Source organism: Halomonas sp. SpR8 (genome assembly GCF_031010195.1).
In the GTDB taxonomy this organism is placed as follows: Bacteria; Pseudomonadota; Gammaproteobacteria; order Pseudomonadales; family Halomonadaceae; genus Vreelandella.
Map to the genome: position 1 here is coordinate 210,837 of NZ_JAUAMC010000002.1, position 24,404 is coordinate 235,240.

Here is a 24,404-nt window from a genome sequence, read left to right on the forward strand (position 1 = left end):
ACATTACCTAGCCCTATCTCCCAACCGATTAAGCTCATCATCGTACATAGCCACTAACAGTAGCTCACCTGTAGCATTTACCCGAAACAGGCCGTAGCGGGCGGTCTCATAGCGTTCGGCGTGTCCCTCCTGAAAGAAGAACGCATTAGTGGCGAAGCGTACTTGCCCGTTGCGCAGCCGATAGCGCAGTTGCCGTTCGTCATCGGCTAAAGAGGTGCCATCGCATTTACTCCAGCTTGGTGAAACGAAGTCGAGCAATCCGAGCAGGCGGCAGGAAAGAGTCTGATCGGGCATCTTCCCAATAGTGTTTGAACACCGTGTGCTCGCACTTGGTGTTGAGCAGCTCATTGGGCTTCAAGAAAGTAAATATCTGATCGTAGGACTGAACCTCGTTTTCCGAAGCTCTCCGGATAATGTGCTCGGGCCCCAGTTCGCTAGGGTGGCTAAGCCCAGCGGCACCCAGCATTTCCGCCAGCGCTTTTAGGGTATTACGGTGGAAGTGATAGACCCGCGCGGTTTTATCGGCCACATCCAAATGGCGGCTCCGGTTGGGGTCTTGAGTGGCTACACCGCTGGGACACTTGTCGGAGTGACAGTTAAGCGCCTGAATACAGCCCAGTGAAAACATAAAGCCCCTGGCCGAATTGCACCAGTCGGCCCCTAGCGCCAAGGTTCGGGCAATGTGAAAGCCGGACATGATTTTGCCCGCCGCACCAATACGAATCTCCTCGCGCAACCCGGCTCCCACCAGGGTGTTATGCACCAGCATGACGGCTTCGGTTAATGGCACCCCCATGCGATTGATAAGCTCTAGCGGCGCCGCACCGGTTCCCCCTTCGCCACCGTCCACGACAATAAAATCAGGTCGCTCGCCGGTTTCCAGCATGGCTTTAACGATCGCAAACCACTCCCAGGGGTGGCCAATCGCCAATTTAAAGCCGACCGGCTTGCCCCCCGAAAGTGAGCGCAGGCGGGCAATAAAGTCCATCAGCTCCAGCGGCGTAGAAAAGGCCGAGTGGGCCGCGGGGGAAATGACATCCTGGCCCATGGGTACTTCCCGCGCTTCGGCAATTTCTGCGCTTACCTTGGCCGCTGGCAATATGCCGCCATGACCAGGTTTAGCGCCTTGCGAAAGCTTAATCTCGATCATCTTTACCTGATCGTCACTGGCGTTGGCAGCAAAGCGCTCCTCATTAAAAGAGCCATCTTCGTGACGGCAGCCAAAGTAGCCAGAGCCTATTTCCCAGACCAGATCACCACCATGCCTGCGATGGTAGCGGGAGATCGACCCCTCTCCGGTGTCGTGATAAAAACCGCCCTTACACGCTCCCGCATTGAGCGCTTCAATGGCATTGGCTGAAAGCGAGCCAAAGCTCATCGCTGAAATATTCAGTACGCTTGCCAGGTAAGGCTGGCGGCAGTGGCTGCCGCCTACGCGAACTCGGAAGTTCGCGTTTTCAATAGCGCAGGGCAGTAGCGAGTGGTTGATCCATTCATGCCCCGGCTGATACATATTCAGCAAAGAGCCAAAGGGCTTCTTATCGCTCTCGTTTTTAGCACGCTGATACACCACCGCGCGCTGTTCGCGGGAAAATGGCCGTTCGTCTAGATCAGACTGAATAAAATACTGACGTATTTCCGGCCCGATAGATTCCAAGACATAGCGGACGTGGGCCAAGATCGGATAATTGCGGCTAACCGTTCGTCGCGTTTGGCGAAGATCATACAACCCCAGCCCAGCCAGCATGCCAAAGATCGCTACGCCCCACAGCCACATTAATGAGAATCCCACCCCCAGCAGCGAAACCGCCAGCAGGATCAAGCAGACAACAAAGACAGTATTACGCAGAGGAATACGGGTTAACCCCCGAGCTTCGATCATCAGTACACGAGCTCCTTATTAACACGCCGCCACAGGGGCAGTCCCTTTGACTGGCGCGACTTAAACGTAATGGACTTGTGTAAGTTTTGGCGAACTTACGACACCCATTGATATCGAATGCAGCATTCACCTCGTATGCTACCTGTACAGGCTCTAATGGAGACACCTAATGCTAATAAAGATTGCCAAACCGAGTGATTTACACGAATCCGATGTCACGCCGGAATCTATCTACCTCTCCCGGCGGCGCTTTATGGGCGGCATGGCAGGCCTAGGTGCAGGGCTTGCTCTTTCCGGCCACGCCCGCGCCAATGCCGACTACTCCGATGTACCCGAAGGCGATGCGCCAGCCTGGTTGAAAGAAAAAATCAGTGAGACCCAATGGCGGGCCATCACCCCTAGCGACCCGGAAAAAGATAAAATCGCCCCCTTTGATGACGCCAGTGGCTACAACAACTTTTTCGAATTCGGCACTGACAAGGGCGACCCCGCCCGACATGCGGGCAGCCTACAGACAGAGCCGTGGAGCGTGGTAGTCGATGGCGAAGTCAATAACGGCGGGCGTTTTGCCCTAGAGGACTTCGCCAAGCCTTCGCAGTTTGAAGAGCGCATTTACCGTCTGCGCTGCGTCGAGGCGTGGTCGATGGTCATCCCCTGGCTGGGTATTCCGCTGGCGGAAATTATCAAACGCGCCGACCCCACCAGCAAAGCCAAGTACGTACGCTTTGAGACCCTGGTAGACCCCGAGCAAATGCGCGGCCAGCGCTCATCGTTCTCAATCATCGACTGGCCCTACGTGGAAGGCCTGCGTTTAGACGAAGCCATGCATCCGCTAACGCTGCTGTCCATGGGTATGTACGGCCGTGAGCTGCCCAACCAAAATGGCGCTCCCCTACGGCTGGTAGTGCCCTGGAAATACGGCTTCAAGAGTATCAAATCGATTGTGCGCATCTCGCTGGTGGAAGAGCAGCCGGTTAACTCCTGGCAGCAGATTGCCTCTGATGAGTATGGCTTTTATGCCAACGTTAACCCAGAGGTCGATCATCCGCGCTGGAGCCAAGCCACCGAGCGACGTTTGCCCAACAGCCTGTTCAACCCCAACACCATCGACACCTTGATGTTTAACGGTTACGCCGACGAAGTCGCCGAGCTGTATGCGGGCATGGATATGAGGAAGCACTACTGATGGCAACGCAGCATAAATGGCTAGCCTGGCGCGTCGCGGTATTTCTAGCAGCGCTAGCACCGCTGCTGTTTTGGAGTTGGCAGGTGGCGAATAACGCCGCAGGCCCTGAACCGGGGCGCTACCTGCTGCTGAATATTGGCATCGGCGCGCTATGGATATTGCTACTTACATTGAGCCTGACACCATTAACCAAGCTCACCCGTTGGAAAGGCTTTGCGCTAATCCGCCGCCAGTTGGGTCTCTGGGCGCTCGCCTACGCCACTCTGCATATGCTCAGCTATGCGCTGTTTATTCTCGGGCTTAACTGGGCGCTGCTAGGCAGCGAGATCGTCAAGCGCCCGTATATTATCGTCGGCATGATCGCGCTGATCGGCCTTGCCGTGCTGGGGGCGACCTCTAACAAGTGGTCGATGAAGCGCCTAGGCAAACGCTGGAAGCCACTGCATAAATTCTCTTACGCCATTTTGGGTTTGGTACTACTGCACTTCTTCTGGGTAGTACGCGCCGATATGCAAGAGTGGGCGATGTACGCCGCGATTGCTGCGCTGATTATGACCACCCGCCTGCCGCCTGTTGCCCGCTCCCTGCCTAAACTGCGCTATCGTTTTAGCCGTTAAAGCGTCAATAGATACCCACTTACCGAATGGATTCATGTTCTGTTCAGCTAATACGTTTATGCTGCGTGCAGTCAATCGGATACCGTTTGGAGTAGTGATAAATGGCAGTAACATATTTGGGCGCTGGTCGGCTGGTTTCGGCGCTGGCACTGATGTTGATCGGAACTGCCGCGGTTGCAGAGCAATCTGCGCAAGTTGAACAGCCGTTGCGAGTCGAACAACTGCAGCGCTGTGGCAACCTGCTGCAATTGGATAGGCAAGCGTTCTGTCTGCGCGTCAGTGGGCTTGAGAATGGCGATTTTCAGGTGAAACTGAACGGTAGAGCGCTTCAGCCAGATGACATCACCCACGACAACGACCGGGTGCGTGTAAGCATCAGCAGCGCTGATGCACAAAGCGGCCCGCTATGGTTTGAGCAGCGTGAACAGTCCAGCAACCCGGTTTGGCTCAGTCTTAACGGCAGCCACGTAGTCGCCGCCACAGATCAAGAGGTGGCCAAGAACATGGATGGCTTGACCACCTACGTGGATCTGGTCAGCCTGATTATTGAAGAGAGCCACGATGGCGCCGAGGAAGCCCAGCGTTTGGCAGAGAAGTACGACGCCGAAGTCGTCGGTATGATCCCACCGCTCAACACCTATCAGCTGCGCTTGCCCGTCAGCAACCTGGAACAGCGCGACGCGCTGGTACTCAGGCTGGGCAGCGAAGTGAGCGTGGATGCGGTGGTGGTCGAAGAGTCGGGGGCAGAAGAAAGCATTGAGAGTGAGACGGAAAAGCCGCCCGCTGCGGATAATCAGGAGTGGGCGTCGAATCGCTTCCTGGATGCCGTGAACTATTACCAGCGATGCTTATCACGTCAGGGCCACGGCGGGGATATCGAGACGCAGCCCATACGTATTGGCGTCATCGAGCGCGAGGTGGACTTCGACGCGCCGGATTTTGCCGATTACCTGGGTGACTGCCGCACTGATTCAACGCGAACCTGCGTTTACGCTCGCGATGCTGCCAAGCCCGACGGGCATGGCACAACGGTCGCTGGGGTATTTGCCGCGGCCTGGAATGAAGGCGGCAATAGTGGTTTTTTACGCGGGTTGGACGATGTGAGCCCTGGCTTCGACGTAATTGTGGATCGCAATTCAGATGCAGGCATTACGGCGAATGTTGCGGCTTCAGTCAATCTGGTAGAGGACGGGGTACGCGTACTCAACTGGAGTTGGGGCATTCACCGAGTAGGGGCCATCGATATTAACGGGAAGGAGATCGATTCGCTGGTGCGTTCCGGCATCGCCATGAGCGGTTACGAAGAACTGCTTGAAGAGTTCTTCTTATGGCTGCGCCGCGAACACCCCGACGTAGTGGTCGTGAACTCAGCAGGCAATGCGTCGTCATTTTCGGGAAGTGACGATTACCGCCTGCCCTCCTCGTTTATTACCGACCAACTGTTTGTGGTGGGTGGGCATCAACGCAGCGATGAGGATGTTCAGATTGAAGATCCCCGCTATGTGGTCAAACGTAACGCATCCAATATCGATATGCGGGTGGATATAACCGCAGCGGCCTGTGTACGGGGCTCTTCACTGGTAGAAGGTGAGCAAGGCGAAGCCCATTGCGGAACCTCCTACGCGACGCCTCTAGTCGCCGGCCTATTGGCGGCAATGATGTCGATTGACCCCGAGCTTACCCCGGCACAATTACGCATGCTACTTCGCCGCAGCGCCATGACGATCGGGGAGGAGTACGATTTCGAGCCGACAGACGCGGATGACCTAACCGCGCCGATACTGCCATCGGAACGGGCTAACGAGCTGAACCACCCGGATATAGGCCTTTCCGCCCGGTTGGATATGTACAAGGCGCTGGATCTAACGGTGCAAAGTCTGGATCGGGATCGCTAGGTCAGATAAATCAGCCAAACAAAGCCCACTTCGCGAGGTGGGCTTGTCCGAATCAACTACGTTAAGCCAAGTACTTAAGCCAAGTACTTTAGCCAAGCACTTTGCGAAGATGGGCACGATAAGCCGCTTTGTCGCGACCGACATCCGGCATCTTCATAACATCGTTGGCGATAAAGGTCGGCAATGCCTCTAGGCCGATAAACTCCTGCGATTTGTGGAATGGGAAATAAACCCCATCCACACCACGCCCTTCAAAGAAATTGTACGGCTCGTCGAAGGCTTCCAAAGGGGCATTCCAGGTCAGCGACAGCATATAGCGACGCCCTTGCAGCAAGCCGCCACTGCCATACTGTTTGGTCGGATCTTGGCGTGAGCGGCCGTCGCTGGCGTAGAGCGAACCGTGACCTTCTGTGAACACTTCATCGATGTAGCGCTTAACGATCCACGGCGCGCCCATCCACCAGCCCGGCATCTGATACACAATGGTGTCAGCCCATAGGTAGTTTTGAACTTCGTCTTCAAGATCGTAACCTTGATCAATCACCGTCTCGCGCACCTCATAGCCCATTTCCCGCAACGTACTCATCGCCACGCCGTGCAGGGTATTGTTGAGTTCACCGCCAGAGTGTGCAAACGCCTTGCCACCGTTAATCAGTAGAATCTTCATCTAACGCTTTCTCCCAAAGAGGTTCATCATCAAAGCTAACCGAATAGATTTGACGTTAATGGCGCGTATTGTGGGAGTAACAGCGCGGAAAAAGAAGCGACGTACCAGCAAGACTCTTTTGATTTTAAATCAACAATGTTAAACACTCACAAGGCAAACGGCAGCGCTATGAAAAGCAATTTATGAAAAGCACCCTTGAAGAACAACAAGCATTTGTGACGGTCGTGGATAGCGGCTCTATCACCGGCGCTGCTGAGCGGCTTGGTATGACCGTTTCCGGGGTTAGCCGTACGCTTAACCGTCTGGAGCAAAAACTTGGCGCCACGCTATTACGTCGCACAACGCGCCGCTTGGAAATGACCGAAGAGGGCGAAACGTTTCTAAACCACTGCCGCCATATTCTGGCTGCCGTTGAAGAAGCCGAAGAGGCAATGCTGGATCGCCACAATCAGCCCCAGGGCAGGCTGCGAGTTAACGCCGCCCCCAGCTTTATGCAGTTCGTGATTGTGCCGGTGATTGGCGAGTTCCGCGCCCGCTACCCTGGTATTACGCTGGAACTGGATACCCATGATCGCTTTGTCGACCTGCTCGAACAGCGGGTTGATCTGGCCATTCGCATCGGCAATCTGGAAGACTCATCCCTGCACGCGCGCTTACTCGGCCATAGCCCGCTGCGCCTTCTTGCCAGCCCCGCTTACCTTGAACGCCATGGCGTACCGCAAAATATTGAAGACCTTCAACAGCACAGCTTGCTGGGGTTTAGCCAGCTAGATCATCTCAACCAATGGCCCCTACTCCGCGCCGACGGCAAACTATTACATATCACGCCATCGCTGGCGGCCTCCAGCGGCAGCACGCTGATAGAGCTGGCCATTGCGGGAGAAGGTATTGTTTGCTTGGCCGACTTCATGACTATTGCACCCCGCCAAAAAGGCACGCTCGTTGACGTACTGCCCGACCACATTGAACCGCAAACCCAAGCCGTAAACGCCGTGTACTACCGCCAAACGACACTTTCCCAGCGCACACGGCTGTTTATGGAGTTTTTGGCAGAGCAACTGCCGGGTAGGTATTTGAAGGGGTGATAGGATTGGCTATCTTGCTTGCGCCAATGAGTGCCAAAAGTGCGCCAGCGCTAAGCCTCAACCCACCAGCTTCGTATAGACTCTCGTTTTTATTTCGGATCTTAGTAAATACTGTTTAACCCACCACCCACTCATTAAAAGCCCGTTGCTCGGTATCGATGCCTTTATGCGCATAGTAGACCAGCCGCAGGTGGCGCTCTTCATCAACGGTGAGCGTCGTGTGTTCAAACGCTACAGCACCTAGTGTTTCAAGATATAGATGACGCACTCCCTGACAGGGCGCGTTGACCTCCTGATTTTTCCACCATGCCTTAAACTCTGGCGCCACTTTGGTTAACTCTTCAACCAACTCATTGATAGCGGGATCTTCAGTTGCACGGGCAAAGTCGCGCTGGAAACTGGATAGCATCTGGCAAACCTGCTCTTCCCAGGGTGAGAGCAGTTGGCGCATGGCAGGATCGGCAAATAACAACCACAGCATATTGCGGCGTTCCGGCGAGTGAGCAGAGAAATTGAACAGCTTATCGGCGGCAGCGTTCCAGGCCAGTACATCCCAACGTAAGTTGAGGATATAAGCGGGCCGTGTGGGCAGGTCATCCATCAAGGTTTGCACCAGCGGCGGCACGCTGCACCAGGTTTTGCCGAGCTCAGAGGGTAGCCGCTGATGGGCAAGTAAGAACAGATGGCGGCGTTCAGCCGCATCCAGCTTGAGCGTCTTGGATAAGTTGTCCAGAAACGTCGCCGATACGCTAATATCGCGTCCCTGCTCCAACCAGGTATACCAAGTCAGCCCCACCCCCGCTAACGCGGCAACCTCTTCGCGCCTTAACCCTGGCGTGCGCCTTCGGCGGCCACGAGGCAGCCCCACCTCTTCCGGCACGATTTTCTCGCGATGCTTGCGTAGAAATGCAGCCAAGTCTTCCCGCGTTCGAGTAAGCGTCCGGGGAGCGGTCATCTTGTTACCTTTAATAACTTATCACTTTTAATAGCTTATCACTTTTAGTAATAGCATAAACGGTTAAATTGTACCCCTCTAAAAGCCTCTCCAGAATAGCCTCTCGCTGAAAGAACTAGCGATGATTTTTCGATCCTTATCTGACATGGAGAGCGTGATGGCTGACCAACCTCGTTTATCGGTTTATTTAATAGCTTTGGGGGCATTTGCGCTGGGGATGGCCTCTTATGTAACCGCTGGGCTTATTCCACTTATCGGCGACGCTTTTAGCGTCTCTGCTGCCAAGGCTGCCCAGTTAGTCACGGCGTTTACCTTAGCCTATGGCTTAGGCTCGCCCGTCGTCGTGGCACTACTGCCCGGCCATCATCAGCGCTTGGGCTTACTGGTGGCGTTAGCCGTTTTTATCGTGGCTAACATCGCCAGCGCGCTGGCCACCAGTTTTCTACCCCTTGCTATATGGCGAGCTATCGCGGGCGTGGGCGCGGGGGTTTATCTTGCCATGGGCATTGCCGCCGCAGCCGCCATTTCGCCTGAAGCGCAGCGTGGTCAAGCGATTGCGATCATCATGGGCGGCATGGCGAGTGGCACAGTGTTGGGTGTGCCGATTAGCCTGTTATTGGCCGAGCGTTTAGGTTGGGCGTCAGCGATGTGGCTTATCGCAGTACTCGGCTTCATCGCCTGCGCGGGGCTACAGCTGAAACTGCCTGCGCTTCCACCCGCCCCCATGCTGTCACTTGTCCGCAAACTGGCGATTTTGAAAAGCCCTCACGCCATGGGCATTCTGACGGTTTCCTTGTTGGCAGCCATTGCCAGCTTAGGGATGTATACCTTTATCGCTCCGTTTATGGCGGCCACCGAATCGGGCGCTGTTCAGTCGATCACCGGTTATTTATGGGTGTGGGGGATTGGCGGTGTCGTAGGCAGCTTTCTGATTGGCCCATTGATCGACAAATTTAACGGCCCGGTAATTACTTTGGCGATTATGCTGCTGCTCTTTATCGCGCTGATCGCCCTACCTTTATCGGCATTCGTTCATCCACTGATGACGTTACTGCCGATTGCGCTTTGGGGAGCCGTGGGCTGGGCGCTGCAAGTGCCACAAAACAACGAACTCGTTCGTACCCGCCAAGCCCATGGCGACGGCAATTTAGCCGTCGCGCTCAATGAATCAGCGCTCTACTTGGGCAGTGCGATAGGCGCGGCGAGTGGCGGCATTTTGCTTGCCTTCCATCTGCCCGTTTCGATATTAGCGGTGGGCGCAGGGACGATCGCCGCATTGGGGGCATTCGTACAGCTGGCGCTTGTGGTAAAAACCCAATATTAATGCCGCAGGTGATTAACGGAGAGCACTCGGATGCATAGCAGGCTTAACACGCCAATTTAGCCAATCGTAACCGTGCAACCGACGAAGGGACGTCACTATCCGTTAGGCTTTTCTGGCGTCCATCCACTTACTTGCCGTTCGCACGGTGATAACAATCGCGCTTAAGGGAACAATGATCAAAACAGCCCCCAGCGCCAGCATCGCCTTGAAACCAAACAAATTGAACAGCACTAATCCGACAATACACCCGGTCAGGAATGAAAAAATCGTCGTCAAATGCGTATACAGTTGCTTTCGGCAAGAACGGCGGTCGGTCGCCTCACCACGTGCCACCAGTGATGATAAGAACGAACCTAACGCGATGCCAGCATCCGTTAGAGTGCCGGTCACGTGAGTCGATCTCACCCGACCGTTTGAGAGTTGCGTTGACGTCGCGTTATGTACTCCCATCAAGAAGCCCAATGCTATCAGCACCTCCTCGTTGAAGCGCGCTGAGTAAAACAGTAGTTCAAACACCGATACTGCAGTCAATGCCACGCCTTCCGCCAAGAGAATCAGGCAGAAGATGGTTCTGAGCTTTTGCCCCACAACCACGGCAACGCGTGCGAGCGTGCTGCCAAGCACGAATGCCAAGAGCAGAGCTGCCAGAAACAACAAGCCATAGGTATTGGAATTGGCCACTTCGGACGATATCTGTGAGGCATTGCCGCTCATATGGGAAGGCAGAAACCCAAAGGCCCCCAACGCCATGGCATTGAGAATACCGGCAGCTGTCGCGAGCACCAGTGCCAGGCAACGATCCTCGGTATGAGATCGAGCTTTCTTCTTTTTGATCAACAAGCGCCTTCTCCGGCAATCTAAGAGTCGGCAAGTACGACACTAATACTAAAGCATAGTTCTATTTTTACTAATTGAGTTTAGGCTGACATACTAATATCCTAATTCAAGTATTAAATACCAAACATCAGCGTTCGATGCGCAGCAAGCCCCGCCATAGCGCCGTCGGCAACGGCAAAGGTGACCGAGCCCGCCGCTCGCGCTATATCGCCGCAGGCGAACACGCCGGGGATTGACGTGGTCTGCATTGCATCGGTTTTGACGATACTCCCCATGGGAGACTCCTCAAGCTCGCAGCCCAATTGCGCTATCAGCGGGCTAAGGTGAATGCGTGGCGCGACGAACAAACCCACCAGTGAAAACACACGATCATCCTGCATTACTAGCTCAACACCCTCAGCCTGCTCATTAAGACGTGCCGCTGCGCCATATTCTACCTGGGTGCCGCGCGCCTTAAACTGCGCCAGCTGTTCGGCATTGGGTGCAAAGGCATCATTTAGAAACAGCGTCGTCGCGCCCCAGTCGGGCAGCATCAATCCGTGGTGCATCGCAAGCTCCGAGGTGGCCAGCACTCCGATGCCCTCTTTGCCCAGTTCATAGCCGTGGCAGTACGGGCAATGGAAAACGTGTTTGCCCCATAACTCGGCGAGCCCCGGCAACCCTGGCAGCTCATCGGTAACCCCCGCAGCTAGAATAATGCGTCGTGCTTGGTATGAGCCGCCATCAGCCAGTGCGACAGAAAAGTTATCCGCCTGCCCGGTTATCGCCGCCACTTGCCCCGTGCGCCACTCAACCGTTGGGTACTCCATCAGCTGGCTACGGGCCTCTGCCGCTATCTCCGCGGGCGGCGTGCCATCCTGAGTTAAAAACCCGTGGGAGTGAGCGGCAAAGCGGTTGCGGGGCTGTCCAACATCGACCAGCACTATCTTCCGCCGCGCACGGGCGAGCTGTAATCCTGCTGCCATGCCTGCGTAGCTGCCACCGATAATCACTGCATCAAAATTCATTACCCTGCCTCCGATTGCGCCCAGCTTTTACAAGCCGAGAGTGAATACACCAATATCATGTATCTTTTATTGATACATTAAAAGGCACACAGCGGTCAATGACAATATTAACAACGAGGGTGGGAGTGAATCAGGCAGGCAGTAGAGCGTTAAGGCGTCGGCAGCTGGTAGCCTTTGCGCGTGGCAATATCATCAAACTGTTCGGCAAGCTCTGCCAGCGTGACCGCTCCCAGGCGGTCGATGAGCAGCGCTTCCGCTTCGCGCATGGCATCGAATAGCGTTGCATTAACCACCTGCTCTACCGCGCAGTCCGGGTTATCACGGTCGGTGCCGATAGCAAAAATACGTGGCCCGCCCACGGCGTTATGGATATCCAGCAGCGTTACATTGTGCAAGTCGCAGGCAATGCGCCAGCCGCCGTTGTGACCCTTTTCAGATTTTACATAACCCGCCTTGCGCAGCCCCGCCATGGTCCGCCGCACGACGGCAGCGTTGGTGCCTAGCATGGCACCAATCTGCTCGGAGGTAATCGGCTGGGATTCTCGCGCAATGTGCAGCAGCACATGCAGCATGCGAGAGAGGCGGCTATCTGTTCTCAAGGGCTGTTCTCATGGGCTGTTCTCAAGGGCAGTGATCAACTATTCAGCGAAAACAAAGGAAAATCGACGATAGGCACCTTAACACATCCACCACTGGGCTAAGCACGAAACCCGTCAGCCAAATCCCATAGGTGACGACACCTCGTTCGCCTTTAAAGGCAATCTAGGTTTATTCTCACTATACTATCGGCAGATTTGTACTCGGCTGGGGTTAAATTTTCGTCCTTCTAGTCCACTTAAGGTTGTTATGGGTCTTCAAGAAATCGCTGTTGGCGGCATCTACTTAAGCCCGCTGCTGATCTACGCGCTCATTGGCTTTATTGCTACGCTGGCTATTCGCTCGCTGCTGCACTGGGTAGCTGGCGAATACGCGCTCTGGTACGAGGCATGGTTCGACATCTCACTATTTGTCATCTTTACTGCGGCCACTACCTTCATTTTTACCGTGTTGCTTCAAAGCCCTTGAGATAGCCCTTGAGATAGCCCTTTGAGACAGCCCTTTGAAATAGCCCTTGAGAGAATCGCTGATGCGCCCTTCGCTTCGTATTGTGCTCACATTAATTATTGTCGCTATCGCTATTGCTGCCGGCGCATGGCTATGGCGCTACTACCTTTACACCCCCTGGACCCGCGACGCTCGAGTCCACGCTGAAGTCGTTACCATTGCCCCGGATGTCTCCGGCTGGGTACGCACGCTTGAGGTGGCCGATACCGACTATGTTACCCAGGGCGATACGCTGTTTGCGATCGACGATACTCGCTACCAAGCGGCGGTCGACAGTGCCCAGGCCACGGTTGAACACCGTCAGGCAACGTTAGAACTAAACCGTGCCGAAGAGAGCCGACGTAACCAGTTGAGCAACAGTCGTGCGATTAGCGCCGAGAACCAGCAGATCGCCCAGATTAATTCACGCATCGCCGCCGCCGATTTACAGCAGTCTCAGGCGGAGCTAGCCAGCGCCCAGCTAGACCTTGCGCGCACCCAGTTAACCGCGCCTGTTAGCGGCCATGTGCTTAACGTGCAGCTAACCACAGGTAATTACGTTAATCGCGGTACGCCGGTGATGGCGGTGATCGCCGACAACTCCTACTACGTGGTGGGCTACTTTGAAGAGACCAAAATGGGCTCAATCAAGGTTGGCGACCCAGTGGACGTGATTCTGATGAATGGCGACACTCACTTGGAGGGCAGTGTCACGGGCATTGGCCGGGGCATCGCCGACAGTAATACAACCCTCAACCAGCAGTTGCTGCCCCAGGTGGCGCCCACCTTTAACTGGGTGCGCTTGGCCCAGCGCATACCGGTTCGTATTTCACTCGATGAGGTTCCTGATGAAACGCTGCTCAGCGTCGGCATGACGGCGACCGTGCGTGTTCGCCCAGTCGAAAACCCTGCCGAACAGCCTGAATGACCTATGTCACCGTTTATTAGCACCTACCTGACGCCCAACGCCACGGCGGTCAAATTTGCCATCAAGACCACCCTGGCGATGATGCTCGCTCTCTATGTTGCGCTCTGGTTTGACGTGGAGCGCCCCTATTGGGCGCTGATGTCAGCGGCCTTTCTGCAGATCCGCCCGATGAGCGGTATGGTGGTGGAGAAAGGCATTTGCCAACTTGTCGGCACCTTTATTGGTGCCGTGGCGGGCATCGCGATAATGGCGCTGTTCGCCCAGGCCCGTGTTCCCGCGCTTATTGTGCTAACCGGCTGGATTATGCTGTGCACCTATGTCGGTTCACTGTGGCGCAACAACTACACCTACGGCTGCCTGATGGCCGCCGTCACCGCGATGCTGATCGTGGTGATTTCCAGCGGCAGTACGCCCGCCGGGATTTTCGATATCGCCGTGGCGCGCCTGACGGAACTGGGGTTGGGTGCGGTGTGTGCCATGCTGGTTAGTTCGCTGCTCTGGCCAACCCATGTGGGCACACACCTAGCGACTCAGGCCGACAGCGTGATTAACGAGGCTTTTGAACATGCCGCCCTGCGCTTGGAAGCCAGTAACGATATTCCCGCGATGCAGAAAGCTCTGCGCGATAGCCTTGGGCCGTTAACCCTGCTAGAAACCGATAGCCAAGCCGCCCGCTTTGAAGGCCCGGTAGGTCCTGGCCGGGTGCGCGCCACCCACGTATTAACGCGCCGCACGCTGCGCTTTTTCGCCACTCTTCAGGCGCTTCATCAGTTGATGCACGACCACGCCGACCGGCTCTCGCCACAAAGTATCGAGCTCGCGGGTCAGGTCGCCCAAGGCTTTCGCGATGCCGAACACGTCAAAGGCGTGGCGGACGCCAGAAAAGCGCTTCAAACGTTACGCCATCAGGTTCTTGAAAGCGATGATGAAAACAGCTTGGCTCCGCTCGACCGACGCCTGCGCTTGGGGCTGCGTGAGTCGCTCGGTCACGCCATGATTATGCTTGACGCCCGCGAGGCGATTGCCTCGCCCGCTAGCCATCAACTGCGCTCATCGCCGCTGGCCTGGCATCGCGACCACCTCGCCGCCAGTATCAACGCTATACGCTCGGGGCTGGTGTTCTCGCTGCTGGCCACTTTCTGGATTGTCACCGCCTGGCAGAGCGCCATGATTGCGATGATGCTCGGCACGCTGTTTTCCGCCTTCTTCGCCAGTCGTGATAATCCGATAGCGATCACCATGATGTTCTACAAAGGCATGCTGGCGGCGATTCCCAGCGCCTTTCTATTTGGTCATGTGCTGCTTTCCCAAGCCAATGGCTTTCCCCTGCTGGCACTTATTTTCGGTACGCCGCTGTTTTTGGGATTATTGGGTGCCACTAACCCGGCCACGATGGGTTACTGTCTGGCGTTTACGATTTTCAATATTCTGCTGACTATGCCCGGCAACGGCATGGATTTCTCGTTCGATAGTTTCGCCAACCGAGTAGTGGCCGTGGTGATTGGACTTAGCTGCGTCGTCATGGGCTTTCGTCTGTTGCCAGGACTAGGTACGCGCCTTAGACGGCGGCGGTTAATCAACGCCATTTCGACGGATATTCATGAGCTAACGCGTCGCTCAATTCGCGATGCCGAAACCCGCTTCAGCGGCCATATGGCGGATCGCCTACTACACTTGGCCCAACACGACGACATGCTGCCCGAAGAGCAACGTCACCTGTTTATTCTTGGCCTAACCGGGCTGGATGTGGGCACCGCTACGCTGCGCTTGCGCGACCGCCTGGATGACGCTCCGCACCCCAACATCCGTGGGGCACAACAACACCTGCTACGCACGCTGGCGAGCGGGTTTGAAGAGAGCGCCAACGGGCGCCAGCCACAAGGTATTCGTGAAGCAGGTAAGCAGTTGGAAGGGGCGATAGAGGCTTACGGCGATGTACCCGCAGACCGTCGCGTCCTGCTGGAGGGCTTGATTGAGCGGCTCGAACTGGCCCTGGAGCGCCTGGGACACATTATGGCGGAACAGCCGACGCCTCCTTTCGCAACCACTCGCTCCTCCAAAAGTGCGACTATGCCCGCCGATCAACGATAGGCGCATGCTGCGCCATCAACTCCACGACCCAATCGATAAACACACGCAGCTTGGCGCTGACGTGTCGATTCGGTGGAAAGGCGATGTACATTGGCATCGGTTCCAGGTGCCAATCCTCAAACAAGCGCACCAGTTCGCCGCGCGATACATGCTCCCTGGCCATGTAATCCGGTAGCCAAATTACGCCAAGACCGGCCAAGCCCGCTGCAAGCCCGGCATTCCCATCGTCGACCGAGATCACATAGCGCCCCTGCACGCTGACACGCTCTTCGTTGCGGTGCAGGGCGTAGGGAAAAGCCAAGCCCGAGCGCGCCCATCTGAAACCGACGATGTAGTGAGGGGGAAGTGACAGCGCTTGCGGGTGCGAAGGGACACCTGCCTTTTCCAAATAGCTCGGTGCGGCGTAAACACCAAGACTCAGATCACCTATGCGACGTGCCACCAACGATAAATCGGTAAGTTCCCCGCCGCGCACCACGCAGTCCACGCTTTCACCGATTAAATCCACCATGCGATCACTGACGCCCATATCGATTTGAATATCAGGATATTGAGCGTGGAACGCAGGCAAGGCGGGAATCAGGATCATGCGAGCAAAAGGGCTGGGTACGTCCACTCTTAGTCGACCGCGAGGCAACGCAGAAGCGTTGGACAGGCTGGTTTCGGCATCATCCATATCGGCCAGCAGCTTGATGACGCGCTCGTAGTAGGCGGCGCCGTCCGCCGTGACATTAACCTTGCGTGTGGTTCGGTTGAGCAGCGTTACACGCAGCCGTGCCTCCAGCTGCTGCACGAGTTGCGTCACGCTGGTCTTGCTCATGTGAAGTGTTTCAGCGGCCTTGGTAAAGCTGCCCGTCTCCACAACCCGAGCAAAGGCCTGCATTGCGTTAAAACGATCCATGACTGTGCCAAGCACCTCATGATTATTTGAAAACTACAAACAATGTTAAACAGAATTCGCTGTTTATCCACCACAAATGCAAGCCTAAAGTGACGTCATCGTAACTAACAGGTCAATTTTGACTTACTGATGGAGATACATATGGCTAAGCGTGACGTGGTTTTCCCATCGGGCCGCCAGGCACTTTATGAGCAGAACGCCTATTCTGCTGCCGTTCGCTCCGGCGACCTACTGTTCGTGTCGGGCCAGGTCGGCAGCCGTGAAGACGGCTCGCCCGAGCCGGAGTTCGCCGCCCAGGTACAGCTCGCTTTCGACAACCTGCAGAGTGTTCTGAAGGCGGCGGGTGCCAGCTTTGAGGATATTGTTGATGTGACAAGCTTCCACACCGACCCGGAAGCCCAGTTCACCGCGGTCATGGAAGCCAAGGCGCGGGCGTTCCCGGAAAAACCCTACCCCAACTGGACGGCGGTCGGCGTGACATGGCTGGCGGGGTTCGATTTTGAAATCAAGGTTATTGCCAGGCTCCCATCCCTCAAATAAGCGTGTGCCTATGACTCCATTCGTCATGCACTAAAGGAGCGGCTTGAGTCGCTCGAAGTGTATAAGGAGATAGCGCTATCTGCCGATAGGGATGAAGTGACTTAATAAGCAGCTCACGCTAACGATTGCCTTAGCTCAAGCGCCCAGTCGTTACGACATCGCGGCGCTTCTGCTGGCGGCTTTGATGGTTTTCTGAAAGTGCAGGGCATCGCGTTTCGGCGACGCCTGAAAAAGCCGTCCGTATTCCCGAGTGAACTGAGAGACACTTTCGTACCCCACCTCGAAGGCCGCATTGCTCGCGGTAAAACCTTCGTCAAACATCAAGCGGCGCGCATCGATCAAACGTAACCGCTGTTGGTATTGGCCCGGCGTGAGTGACGTCATGTGCTTGAAGTGCTTGTGAAATGAGCTAAGGCTCATGCCCGCTTCTGCGGCCAACTTTATGCTAAAACACCAAGCCATCGTGAAGTGCCAGCGCGCGGAGTGGGCGTCACGTGGAGAAAATCCACGCTCCAGATGACACATCAACCTGACCTGATCTGCAATCACTTTCCACCCCGCCGAGAAAGCGCCGAAGCGATCATATCCGAATTCTCTGTTCCCCATTCGCATAGCGGGGCCAGGGTGCGGGCGAGACTCCGACCGCTTGGTGTCAGAGCATAGTCCACACGCGGCGGAATCTCCTTATGATCGGTTCTTATCACAACACCATCCGACTCCAGCTCTTTGAGTTGCTGGATAAGCATTTTGTCGCTCACACCTTGAACGCAACGCTTAAGCTCACCGTAACGCTTTGATCCATCATGCAGGAAAAAGAGGATTAGCGGCTTCCACTTACCTCCTATTACGCGAAGCGTGGCGTCCAGACCACACGTAAACGGCGGAATAATATTGGCTGTTTTCATTTCGATCTCCCTACTTACCAAAAGGTGCATACTTGTATTAAGTATATTGCTCGCCCTACAGTGCTTACGTCAACAAAGGGAGAGCAACAATGAACCAGTTTCAGACCACCACAAGTGCGCCATCTAGATCTCTTTCTAGTCCACGTCCGAGCTATGACGTTTCAGACGAGACCATCCAGCTTCTGTTCGAGTTCTTCAACTCGGGGGATCATCGCTAGGCACATCACATCCTCGTTGGCGGGGCTAACCATGAGAGGTAAAAACATGAACATTGGCATCATCGGCGCGGGCCAAGTGGCTCAGGCGTTCGCCCATAAAGCGATCGGAGCCGGTCATACCGTCATCCTCAGCAGTCGTCGCGGCCCAGACAACCTGGCCGCACTGGTTGAAGGCCTCGGGCCGTCGGCAACCGCAGCCACGCCTGCGAAAGTGGCCGAGAATCCCGTGGTTTTGCTCGCGGTGCCCTGGCCGGAAGTCGATGCGGCCCTGCGGTCACTTCCCACATGGCATGGACAGATATTGATCGATGCCACCAATGGATTCGGGGAAAACGGGCTCGTCGACTTCGATGACGGAAGCTCCAGCGAGACGGTCGCGGCACTCGCGCCTGGGGCGCATGTCGTCAAGGCGATGAACTCGCTCTTCATGGCTAACTTCGCGCTGGAGCCCATCTCTGACGGCTTTCGTCGAGTAGTGTTTGTCGCGGGCGATGACAGTGCGGCGAAGACTGAAGTCGCAGATCTCTTCGAGAGTTTCGGTTTTGCCTCAATCGACCTGGGAACCCTGCGCAAAGGCGGACGAATGCAGGCGGTGGGCTCGACGCTTGCTGGCCATGACTTTTTCCTGCCTTGGCCGGCACCGCGCTCCTTCCCCGCCTTCAACGGCGAACGATAGCAGGAGCATGAATATGGACACGCAAAGCCGCACAGGCCAGCAAATCATCCAATATTGCTACGGCGATCCCAACGAAGTACTCAAGGTTGAAGATGCGACCTTCGAACAGGCGATCACCGCCGTGACGGCACCGAGCAAGACCGGCAACATCATCCTGAAATTCTGAGGAAAATCCAATGGATACCTATGACAGCGAATTGTTCAAGTCGATCAAACTCGGCGACGTTGAACTGCGAAACCGCGTCATCATGGCGTCGATGTCACGGGCACGAACCAGTAATCCCGAACTGATCCCGACCCCGCTGCAGGTCGAGTATTACAAGCAACGGGCGTCAGCCGGGCTAATTCTCAGCGAAGGAACGTGGCCGAGCCGCGAGGCCATCGGTGCAGCCGATGTGCCAGGCCTTTTCACCAACAAACAAGTGGAGGGCTGGAAACCGGTGACAGAGGCGGTTCACGAGGCCGGTGGCCGTATTTTCGTGCAACTCGGGCATTGCGGCGCAGCTTCGCATTCGGCCCTGCTCGGCGGTGCGCAGCCGTTGGCGCCCTCGGCAGTGAACCTGAATCACCAGGTGTTTGTCGGCGGCTTTCAGCAAACGACCACACCAAGGGCGATGACGGCCGGAGACATCGCACGTACCGTTGAAGATTATGCCCAAGCGACTCGCCTCGCTCAGCAGGCAGGGTTCGACGGTGTCGAACTGCATGGAACCGTCGGCTTTCTGATTCCTCAATTCCTGAGTGACAAGTTTAATCTTCGTGATGATGGTTACGGTGGAAGTGTCGAGAATCGGATTCGCTTTCCACTAGAGATCCTGAAGGCCATGATCTCCGAATGGCAACCGGGAAGAGTCGGTTTGAAGCTGAGTCCAGCAGTTGGCTTGGGAGACCTACAACCCACGCCTGCCACTTTGCCGACGTATGAACGCCTCATTACACGGGTCGCCGCATTGAAGATCGCCTATCTCCAACTCCAGGAGTCGCCAACAGATTTGACTGGAACGCCTGTCGAGGTTTTGAACGAAGGAACTGCCAGATATTTCCGCCCGTTCTTCGATGGCCCCATCATTGCCAATGGTGGGCTGGACAAGGCTAGGGCTGAGGGGGTGATTGCGTCAGGTGCCGCAGATGCAGCAGCGTTTGGGAGTCTCTATTTATCCAACCCTGACTTTGCCGAGCGACTACAGCGTGGTGTCCCACTCGCCCCCGTGCCCTCACGGGAAACCTGGTATGGCGGCGGCGCGGCCGGATATGTGGATTACCCACGTGAAACGTGATGGTCGATTCGGCGATGGGTTGGACGCGGCAAGCCCTAGCGTTGGCCGCCATAAATTACACAACCGAGAAAGATGGCGATAAGCATAATTCATGGCAACACTTAATCCCCAATGAGTTGGTAAGGTTCAATCGGCGGATAGAGGTTACGCAATTCACCCATTTAAAATCTCCAGCTATCGATGTCTTCTAGTGAGGGGCACTTGGGGCTAAACTGGTATTTCCACGCTGCTTAGAGCAGCCAGCCCCCAATACCCCTGACGCTATGATCAATACCTTTGCCGTCTCCAACTACCGCAGTCTGAAAAACGTTGTCTCTCCCCTGTCGGGTCTCAATGTGGTGACCGGGCCCAACGGGTGTGGTAAATCCAACCTGTACAAGTCGCTGCGGTTACTGGCAGAAACGGCCAAAGGCAACCTGATCGCATCGATCGCCCAGGAAGGCGGGCTCGATTACACCTTCTGGGCTGGCCCGGAAAAACTCACCAATAGCATGAGAGACGGCTCAGCCCCCATTGAGGGCACCGCCAAAAAAAGCAATACCCGCCTCAGGCTGGGGTTTGTCGGTGAAGACTTTGGCTACGCTATTTCGTTGGGAATGCCTGCGCCCCAGGGTTTTGCGGGCTACGGGGATCCCTCCATGTTCCAGTTCGACCCCGAGATAAAGCGTGAATGCATTTGGGCAGGCGACGTTTGCCGACCCAGCAGTTGCCTTATCGACCGCGTTGGCTCTGTGGTCAAAGTTCGGGTCGGTCGCAAATGGCAGGTGTACAACGCCCACCTCAACAGCTACGAAAGCATTCTTAATGAAATCAGTGACCCGATCGCCGTGCCTGAAGTCCATGCGGTTCGGCAAGCCATCCGCCATTGGCGTTTCTACGATCAGTTTCGAACTGATCCACAATCCATCATTCGCACACCGCAAATCGGCACCCGCACGCCAGTGCTGGATCACGATGGCCACGACCTAGTGGCCGCCTTACGAACCATTCACGAGATCGGTGATCGAGAGGCACTGTATGCAGCGATTGAAGACGCCTTTCCGGGCGCGAGTATAAGTTTTGCGGCCGACGCCGGTAACCGTTTTGTGCTGCAATTTCTGCAGGAAGGATTATTGCGCCCGTTGAACCAGTCGGAATTATCCGACGGTACACTTCGCTATCTGCTTTTGGTGGCGGCGCTGCTCACACCCAGGCCGCCTTCCCTGCTGGTGTTAAATGAGCCGGAAACCAGCCTACACCCGGATTTGCTACCCGCTTTGGGACGCCTGATTATCCGTGCATCGCAGGAGACCCAGGTGTGGGTGGTTTCTCACGCGCCACGCTTGGTGGCGACTTTGGAACAAAATGAGGCCTGCAACTCTATTGCGCTGGATAAAGCGTTTGGCGAGACCGTTATTCTCGGTCAGGGCTGGCTCGACGAACCGCCCTGGCAGTGGTTGGATTAAAAAGCAAAGCGATCTGTCGCACGTATCAACTGGTCGAGGATGCCAGGTTCGCTCCAAGCATGCCCTGCGCCTTCGATTATATGGAACTCGGAATCTGGCCAAGCGTTATGCAGCGCCAGCGCATAACGAACGGGGCATGGCATATCATAACGGCCATGAACGATAACGCCGGGAATACCTTTTAGCCGATCGGCGTTAGCAAGCAGCTGCCCTTCTTCCAGCCAGGCTTTGTGGGTAAAAAAGTGGTTCTCCAACCGCGCAAACGCCAGCGCAAAGTGCCCCTCTCTGTAAGGAGCCGATAAGGCAGAATCGGGTAGAAGAGTGATGGTTTCCCCTTCCCATATCGTCCACGCTTTTGCCGCTTCAAGCTGGGCTACAGGGTCGTCACCCATCAGGCGGCGATGGTAAGCGGCTACCATATTGTGCCGCTCTTCTATAGGAATTAGTGACTGAAACGCCGCCCATTTATCAGGAAACATTTCAGACACACCAAATTGATAATACCAATCAATCTCGGCTTGGGTGACGGTGTAGACGCCTCGCAAAATCAGCTCACTCACGCGATCTGGGTGCGACTGGGCGTAGGCAAGGCCCAGGGTAGACCCCCAAGAGCCGCCAAAAACCATCCACTGCGTTACGCCAACATGTTCACGTAGCCTCTCGATGTCTTCGACTAAATGCCACGTCGTGTTGGCTTCGATACTGGCATGGGGCTCAGAACGACCACAGCCGCGCTGATCAAAGAGAAGAACGTCGTAGCGCTCAGGATTAAACAGGCGCCGATGATCGGGCGAAAATCCACCGCCGGGGCCGCCATGCAGAAACACCACAGGTTTACCGCCTGGTTTACCCACGCGCTCAAAATAGACCGTATGGCCATCCCCCACATCGATCATGCCTGTTTCGTAGGGTTCGATCGGTGGGTATAGCGTTCTCAAGTTCGTCATTCATTCCTCCCGCTTCAATTACACCTTTCCAAATACCGTTTGACACTGTTGTCTTCGCCAACGACTTTACTACAGATGGCTCTTATATGACGCCGAAGAACGGTCTAGTATCCAGAGAAGGAAGTGAACCAGAAAGCAGTATGGTCAGCACTGTATCAATCAGTCAGTAAATGAAAAGGATCTCATCATGATTGAGTCAATCGAAGAACTCGAAACGATTAGAAAATCGTGTCATTCGATGGTCACCAAGAGCTCAAGCCTCTCTGCAGGTGCGGCGGTTATCCCCATACCTGGGGTAGATGTAGGCTCAGACGTTGCCATATTGATGCGGCTAATTCCCAAAATTAACCAGAAATTTGGTTTAACACCTGAACAAATCGAAAGCCTGGATACAGAATCCAAGCTCTTTGTGATGACGGCTATATCGAATACCGGCAGCAAAATGGCCGGTAAATACATCACGAAAAAACTTATCGTGATGCTGCTAAGCAAGATGGGCGTCAAGGTGGCATCCAAGGGTGTTGCTAAGTTCGTTCCCGTTCTAGGTAGTGCTGTAGCAGGTGGGATTAGCTTTACCGCGATGAAGTACATGGGTAATAGCCATGTTGAAGATTGTTATCAAATTGCCTTGGCAACACTGGAGAATGAACGGCGAAAGCACGAAATCATCATCGAGCCAGAGCCAGAACAAGGCGGCTAGCCAAGCCGCCTATTGCCTCAAGCAGGCTGAGGCTTGTTGAACGCCTCACCAATCAGTTTGCCCGGCAGGGGCCCTGTCATCGTTTCCTGGGGTTGATAGTGCATAACCGAGCGAATTGCTTCACCACGCCGCAACAGATCAAACGCCATATTGATGTTATCGTGGGTCATGTTGTGCGTAATGTAGGGATCAACGTCGAAACGCCCTGACAGCCATTCATCGACCATGCCCGGCAGCTCGGAGCGCCCCAGCACACCGCCGAACGCGCTACCCCGCCAGACCCGCCCCGTCACTAGTTGGAAGGGACGTGTCGATATCTCCTCACCGGCCCCAGCAACACCAATGATAATGCTTTCACCCCATCCCTTATGGCAGCACTCAAGCGCAGCCCGCATTAAGCGAACGTTGCCAACGGCTTCGAAGGAGAAGTCAACGCCACCATTGGTCATTTCGATGATCACTTCGTGCAGTGGCTCACTATATTCGTTCGGGTCGAGACATTCTGTAGCCCCAAGAGATAAGGCAAGTGGAAACTTGGCTGGATTAACATCAATACCAATAATGCGTCCGGCGCCCTGGAGCTTGGCTCCTTGAATAACAGCCATTCCAACGGCACCCAATCCAAATACCGCGACAGTATCGCCCTGCTGAACCTTGGCAGTATTCCTTACGGCGCCCATGCCGGTAGGTATCGCGCACCCCATCACACTCGCCTTTGCCAGAGGTGCATCACGACTTATCTTTGCCACGGCAATCTCAGGTAGCACCGTGTATTCACTAAAGGTACTTGTTCCCATGTAGTGATGCAGCATTTTGCCTTTATAGGAGAAACGGCTGGTACCATCCGGCATTAGCCCCTGCCCCTGGGTTTTACGAATAGTCTGAGAAAGGTTGGTCTTACCTGAGCGAATATAGGCGCAGTTCGGATCCTCTGGTGTATAAAGTGGGATAATATGATCGCCTGGCACCACCGACGTTACCCCGCGACCGATCTCCTCAACAATCCCTACGCCCTCATGACCCAACACACATGGAAAGTTTCCCTCAGGATCTTTACCAGACAGAGTGAACATATCGGTATGGCAGAGGCTTGTAGTGACAATTCTGACCAGGACCTCCCCCGCTTTGGGGCCTTCCAAATCGACCTCCTCGATTTCAAGTGGCCGGTTGGGTTCCCAGGCAATGGCTGCACGTGTCTTCATCATCGTCTCCGCGGTTGAACTTCAATGCACTTTATA

26 protein-coding genes are annotated in these 24,404 nt (G+C 55.3%); 14 read left to right on the forward strand and 12 right to left on the reverse strand.

Going from position 1 to position 24,404, the window contains the following annotated elements; all coding sequences use genetic code 11:
* Window positions 1–3: 3 nt before the first annotated feature.
* Complete coding sequence (locus QT230_RS04315) at window positions 4–294, reverse strand: GDYXXLXY domain-containing protein (protein WP_308320344.1); 291 nt, start codon at window positions 292–294, stop codon at window positions 4–6.
* Window positions 227–1,882, reverse strand: coding sequence for an FMN-binding glutamate synthase family protein (locus QT230_RS04320; RefSeq protein WP_308320346.1), 1,656 nt, complete (start codon window positions 1,880–1,882; stop codon window positions 227–229). Before QT230_RS04320 ends, QT230_RS04315 begins: the two co-directional genes overlap by 68 nt.
* Window positions 1,883–2,051: 169 nt before the next feature.
* Here QT230_RS04320 and msrP point away from each other — a divergent pair, with 169 nt between their 5' ends.
* From msrP to QT230_RS04335, 3 genes are all read left to right on the forward strand, one after another.
* Entirely contained in the window at window positions 2,052–3,068 is a 1,017-nt protein-coding gene (gene msrP, locus QT230_RS04325; RefSeq protein WP_308320347.1) for a protein-methionine-sulfoxide reductase catalytic subunit MsrP, read from the forward strand.
* Entirely contained in the window at window positions 3,068–3,685 is a 618-nt protein-coding gene (gene msrQ / locus QT230_RS04330; RefSeq protein ID WP_308320349.1) for a protein-methionine-sulfoxide reductase heme-binding subunit MsrQ, read from the forward strand. Before msrP ends, msrQ begins: the two co-directional genes overlap by 1 nt.
* A gap of 101 nt (window positions 3,686–3,786) precedes the next feature.
* A complete protein-coding gene (locus QT230_RS04335; protein WP_308320350.1) occupies window positions 3,787–5,580 on the forward strand; it encodes a S8/S53 family peptidase in 1,794 nt (597 codons plus the stop codon).
* An 88-nt stretch (window positions 5,581–5,668) separates the two neighbouring features.
* Here QT230_RS04335 and QT230_RS04340 read toward each other — a convergent pair whose 3' ends face one another.
* Complete coding sequence (locus tag QT230_RS04340; protein ID WP_308320351.1) at window positions 5,669–6,247, reverse strand: NAD(P)H-dependent oxidoreductase; 579 nt, start codon at window positions 6,245–6,247, stop codon at window positions 5,669–5,671.
* Window positions 6,248–6,429: 182 nt separating this feature from the next.
* Here QT230_RS04340 and QT230_RS04345 point away from each other — a divergent pair, with 182 nt between their 5' ends.
* Window positions 6,430–7,332, forward strand: coding sequence for a LysR substrate-binding domain-containing protein (locus QT230_RS04345; RefSeq protein ID WP_308320352.1), 903 nt, complete (start codon window positions 6,430–6,432; stop codon window positions 7,330–7,332).
* A 115-nt stretch (window positions 7,333–7,447) separates the two neighbouring features.
* Here QT230_RS04345 and QT230_RS04350 read toward each other — a convergent pair whose 3' ends face one another.
* A complete protein-coding gene (locus QT230_RS04350) occupies window positions 7,448–8,287 on the reverse strand; it encodes a helix-turn-helix transcriptional regulator (protein ID WP_308320353.1) in 840 nt (279 codons plus the stop codon).
* 157 nt (window positions 8,288–8,444) lie between these two features.
* Here QT230_RS04350 and QT230_RS04355 point away from each other — a divergent pair, with 157 nt between their 5' ends.
* Entirely contained in the window at window positions 8,445–9,611 is a 1,167-nt protein-coding gene (locus QT230_RS04355) for an MFS transporter (RefSeq protein WP_308320354.1), read from the forward strand.
* Between the two features lie 102 nt (window positions 9,612–9,713).
* Here QT230_RS04355 and QT230_RS04360 read toward each other — a convergent pair whose 3' ends face one another.
* From QT230_RS04360 to QT230_RS04370, 3 genes are all read right to left on the reverse strand, one after another.
* Window positions 9,714–10,451: a YoaK family protein gene (locus QT230_RS04360; protein ID WP_308320355.1), complete on the reverse strand. Its 738-nt coding sequence runs from the start codon at window positions 10,449–10,451 to the stop codon at window positions 9,714–9,716.
* A gap of 110 nt (window positions 10,452–10,561) precedes the next feature.
* A complete protein-coding gene (locus QT230_RS04365) occupies window positions 10,562–11,455 on the reverse strand; it encodes an NAD(P)/FAD-dependent oxidoreductase (protein WP_308320356.1) in 894 nt (297 codons plus the stop codon).
* Between the two features lie 149 nt (window positions 11,456–11,604).
* On the reverse strand, window positions 11,605–12,054 hold the full coding sequence (locus tag QT230_RS04370; RefSeq protein ID WP_308320357.1) for an Rrf2 family transcriptional regulator: 450 nt from the start codon (window positions 12,052–12,054) through the stop codon (window positions 11,605–11,607).
* A gap of 247 nt (window positions 12,055–12,301) precedes the next feature.
* Here QT230_RS04370 and QT230_RS04375 point away from each other — a divergent pair, with 247 nt between their 5' ends.
* The 3 genes from QT230_RS04375 (at window position 12,302) to QT230_RS04385 (ending at window position 15,557) form a co-directional block, all read left to right on the forward strand.
* Complete coding sequence (locus QT230_RS04375; RefSeq protein ID WP_308320358.1) at window positions 12,302–12,520, forward strand: DUF1656 domain-containing protein; 219 nt, start codon at window positions 12,302–12,304, stop codon at window positions 12,518–12,520.
* 61 nt (window positions 12,521–12,581) lie between these two features.
* Complete coding sequence (locus QT230_RS04380) at window positions 12,582–13,466, forward strand: HlyD family secretion protein (protein WP_308320359.1); 885 nt, start codon at window positions 12,582–12,584, stop codon at window positions 13,464–13,466.
* Between the two features lie 3 nt (window positions 13,467–13,469).
* Window positions 13,470–15,557, forward strand: coding sequence for an FUSC family protein (locus tag QT230_RS04385; protein ID WP_308320360.1), 2,088 nt, complete (start codon window positions 13,470–13,472; stop codon window positions 15,555–15,557).
* Here the strand turns inward: QT230_RS04385 and QT230_RS04390 are convergent.
* Window positions 15,535–16,458, reverse strand: a complete 924-nt coding sequence (locus tag QT230_RS04390; protein ID WP_308320361.1) for a LysR substrate-binding domain-containing protein — start codon at window positions 16,456–16,458, stop codon at window positions 15,535–15,537. The genes QT230_RS04385 and QT230_RS04390 overlap by 23 nt on opposite strands.
* 141 nt (window positions 16,459–16,599) lie before the next feature.
* Here QT230_RS04390 and QT230_RS04395 point away from each other — a divergent pair, with 141 nt between their 5' ends.
* Entirely contained in the window at window positions 16,600–16,998 is a 399-nt protein-coding gene (locus QT230_RS04395) for a RidA family protein (protein ID WP_308320362.1), read from the forward strand.
* Between the two features lie 150 nt (window positions 16,999–17,148).
* On the opposite strand, the gene QT230_RS04400 is transcribed toward QT230_RS04395, so the two are convergent.
* Both QT230_RS04400 and QT230_RS04405 read right to left on the reverse strand, forming a co-directional pair.
* Window positions 17,149–17,610 carry an AraC family transcriptional regulator gene (locus QT230_RS04400; RefSeq protein WP_308320363.1) on the reverse strand — a complete coding sequence of 154 codons (462 nt, stop codon included), beginning with the start codon at window positions 17,608–17,610 and terminating at the stop codon, window positions 17,149–17,151.
* Window positions 17,544–17,903, reverse strand: coding sequence for a helix-turn-helix domain-containing protein (locus QT230_RS04405; RefSeq protein WP_308320364.1), 360 nt, complete (start codon window positions 17,901–17,903; stop codon window positions 17,544–17,546). Before QT230_RS04405 ends, QT230_RS04400 begins: the two co-directional genes overlap by 67 nt.
* 264 nt (window positions 17,904–18,167) lie before the next feature.
* On the opposite strand from QT230_RS04405, the gene QT230_RS04410 reads away from it, so the two are divergent.
* The 4 genes from QT230_RS04410 to QT230_RS04425 all read left to right on the forward strand — a co-directional run bounded on the left by QT230_RS04410 (window position 18,168) and on the right by QT230_RS04425 (window position 21,519).
* Window positions 18,168–18,797, forward strand: a complete 630-nt coding sequence (locus QT230_RS04410) for an NAD(P)-binding domain-containing protein (protein WP_308320365.1) — start codon at window positions 18,168–18,170, stop codon at window positions 18,795–18,797.
* Window positions 18,798–18,810: 13 nt separating this feature from the next.
* Complete coding sequence (locus QT230_RS04415) at window positions 18,811–18,963, forward strand: hypothetical protein (protein WP_308320366.1); 153 nt, start codon at window positions 18,811–18,813, stop codon at window positions 18,961–18,963.
* Between the two features lie 10 nt (window positions 18,964–18,973).
* Window positions 18,974–20,074, forward strand: a complete 1,101-nt coding sequence (locus QT230_RS04420; RefSeq protein ID WP_308320367.1) for an alkene reductase — start codon at window positions 18,974–18,976, stop codon at window positions 20,072–20,074.
* A 263-nt stretch (window positions 20,075–20,337) separates the two neighbouring features.
* Window positions 20,338–21,519, forward strand: a complete 1,182-nt coding sequence (locus tag QT230_RS04425; RefSeq protein WP_308320368.1) for an AAA family ATPase — start codon at window positions 20,338–20,340, stop codon at window positions 21,517–21,519.
* On the opposite strand, the gene pip is transcribed toward QT230_RS04425, so the two are convergent.
* Window positions 21,516–22,466 carry a prolyl aminopeptidase gene (gene pip, locus QT230_RS04430; protein WP_374694440.1) on the reverse strand — a complete coding sequence of 317 codons (951 nt, stop codon included), beginning with the start codon at window positions 22,464–22,466 and terminating at the stop codon, window positions 21,516–21,518. The genes QT230_RS04425 and pip overlap by 4 nt on opposite strands.
* A gap of 187 nt (window positions 22,467–22,653) precedes the next feature.
* Here pip and QT230_RS04435 point away from each other — a divergent pair, with 187 nt between their 5' ends.
* Window positions 22,654–23,166 (forward strand): hypothetical protein, encoded by a 513-nt coding sequence (locus QT230_RS04435; RefSeq protein ID WP_308320369.1) that lies wholly within the window; start codon window positions 22,654–22,656, stop codon window positions 23,164–23,166.
* Between the two features lie 17 nt (window positions 23,167–23,183).
* On the opposite strand, the gene QT230_RS04440 is transcribed toward QT230_RS04435, so the two are convergent.
* Window positions 23,184–24,368 carry an S-(hydroxymethyl)glutathione dehydrogenase/class III alcohol dehydrogenase gene (locus tag QT230_RS04440; RefSeq protein ID WP_308320370.1) on the reverse strand — a complete coding sequence of 395 codons (1,185 nt, stop codon included), beginning with the start codon at window positions 24,366–24,368 and terminating at the stop codon, window positions 23,184–23,186.
* Window positions 24,369–24,404 lie beyond the last annotated feature (36 nt).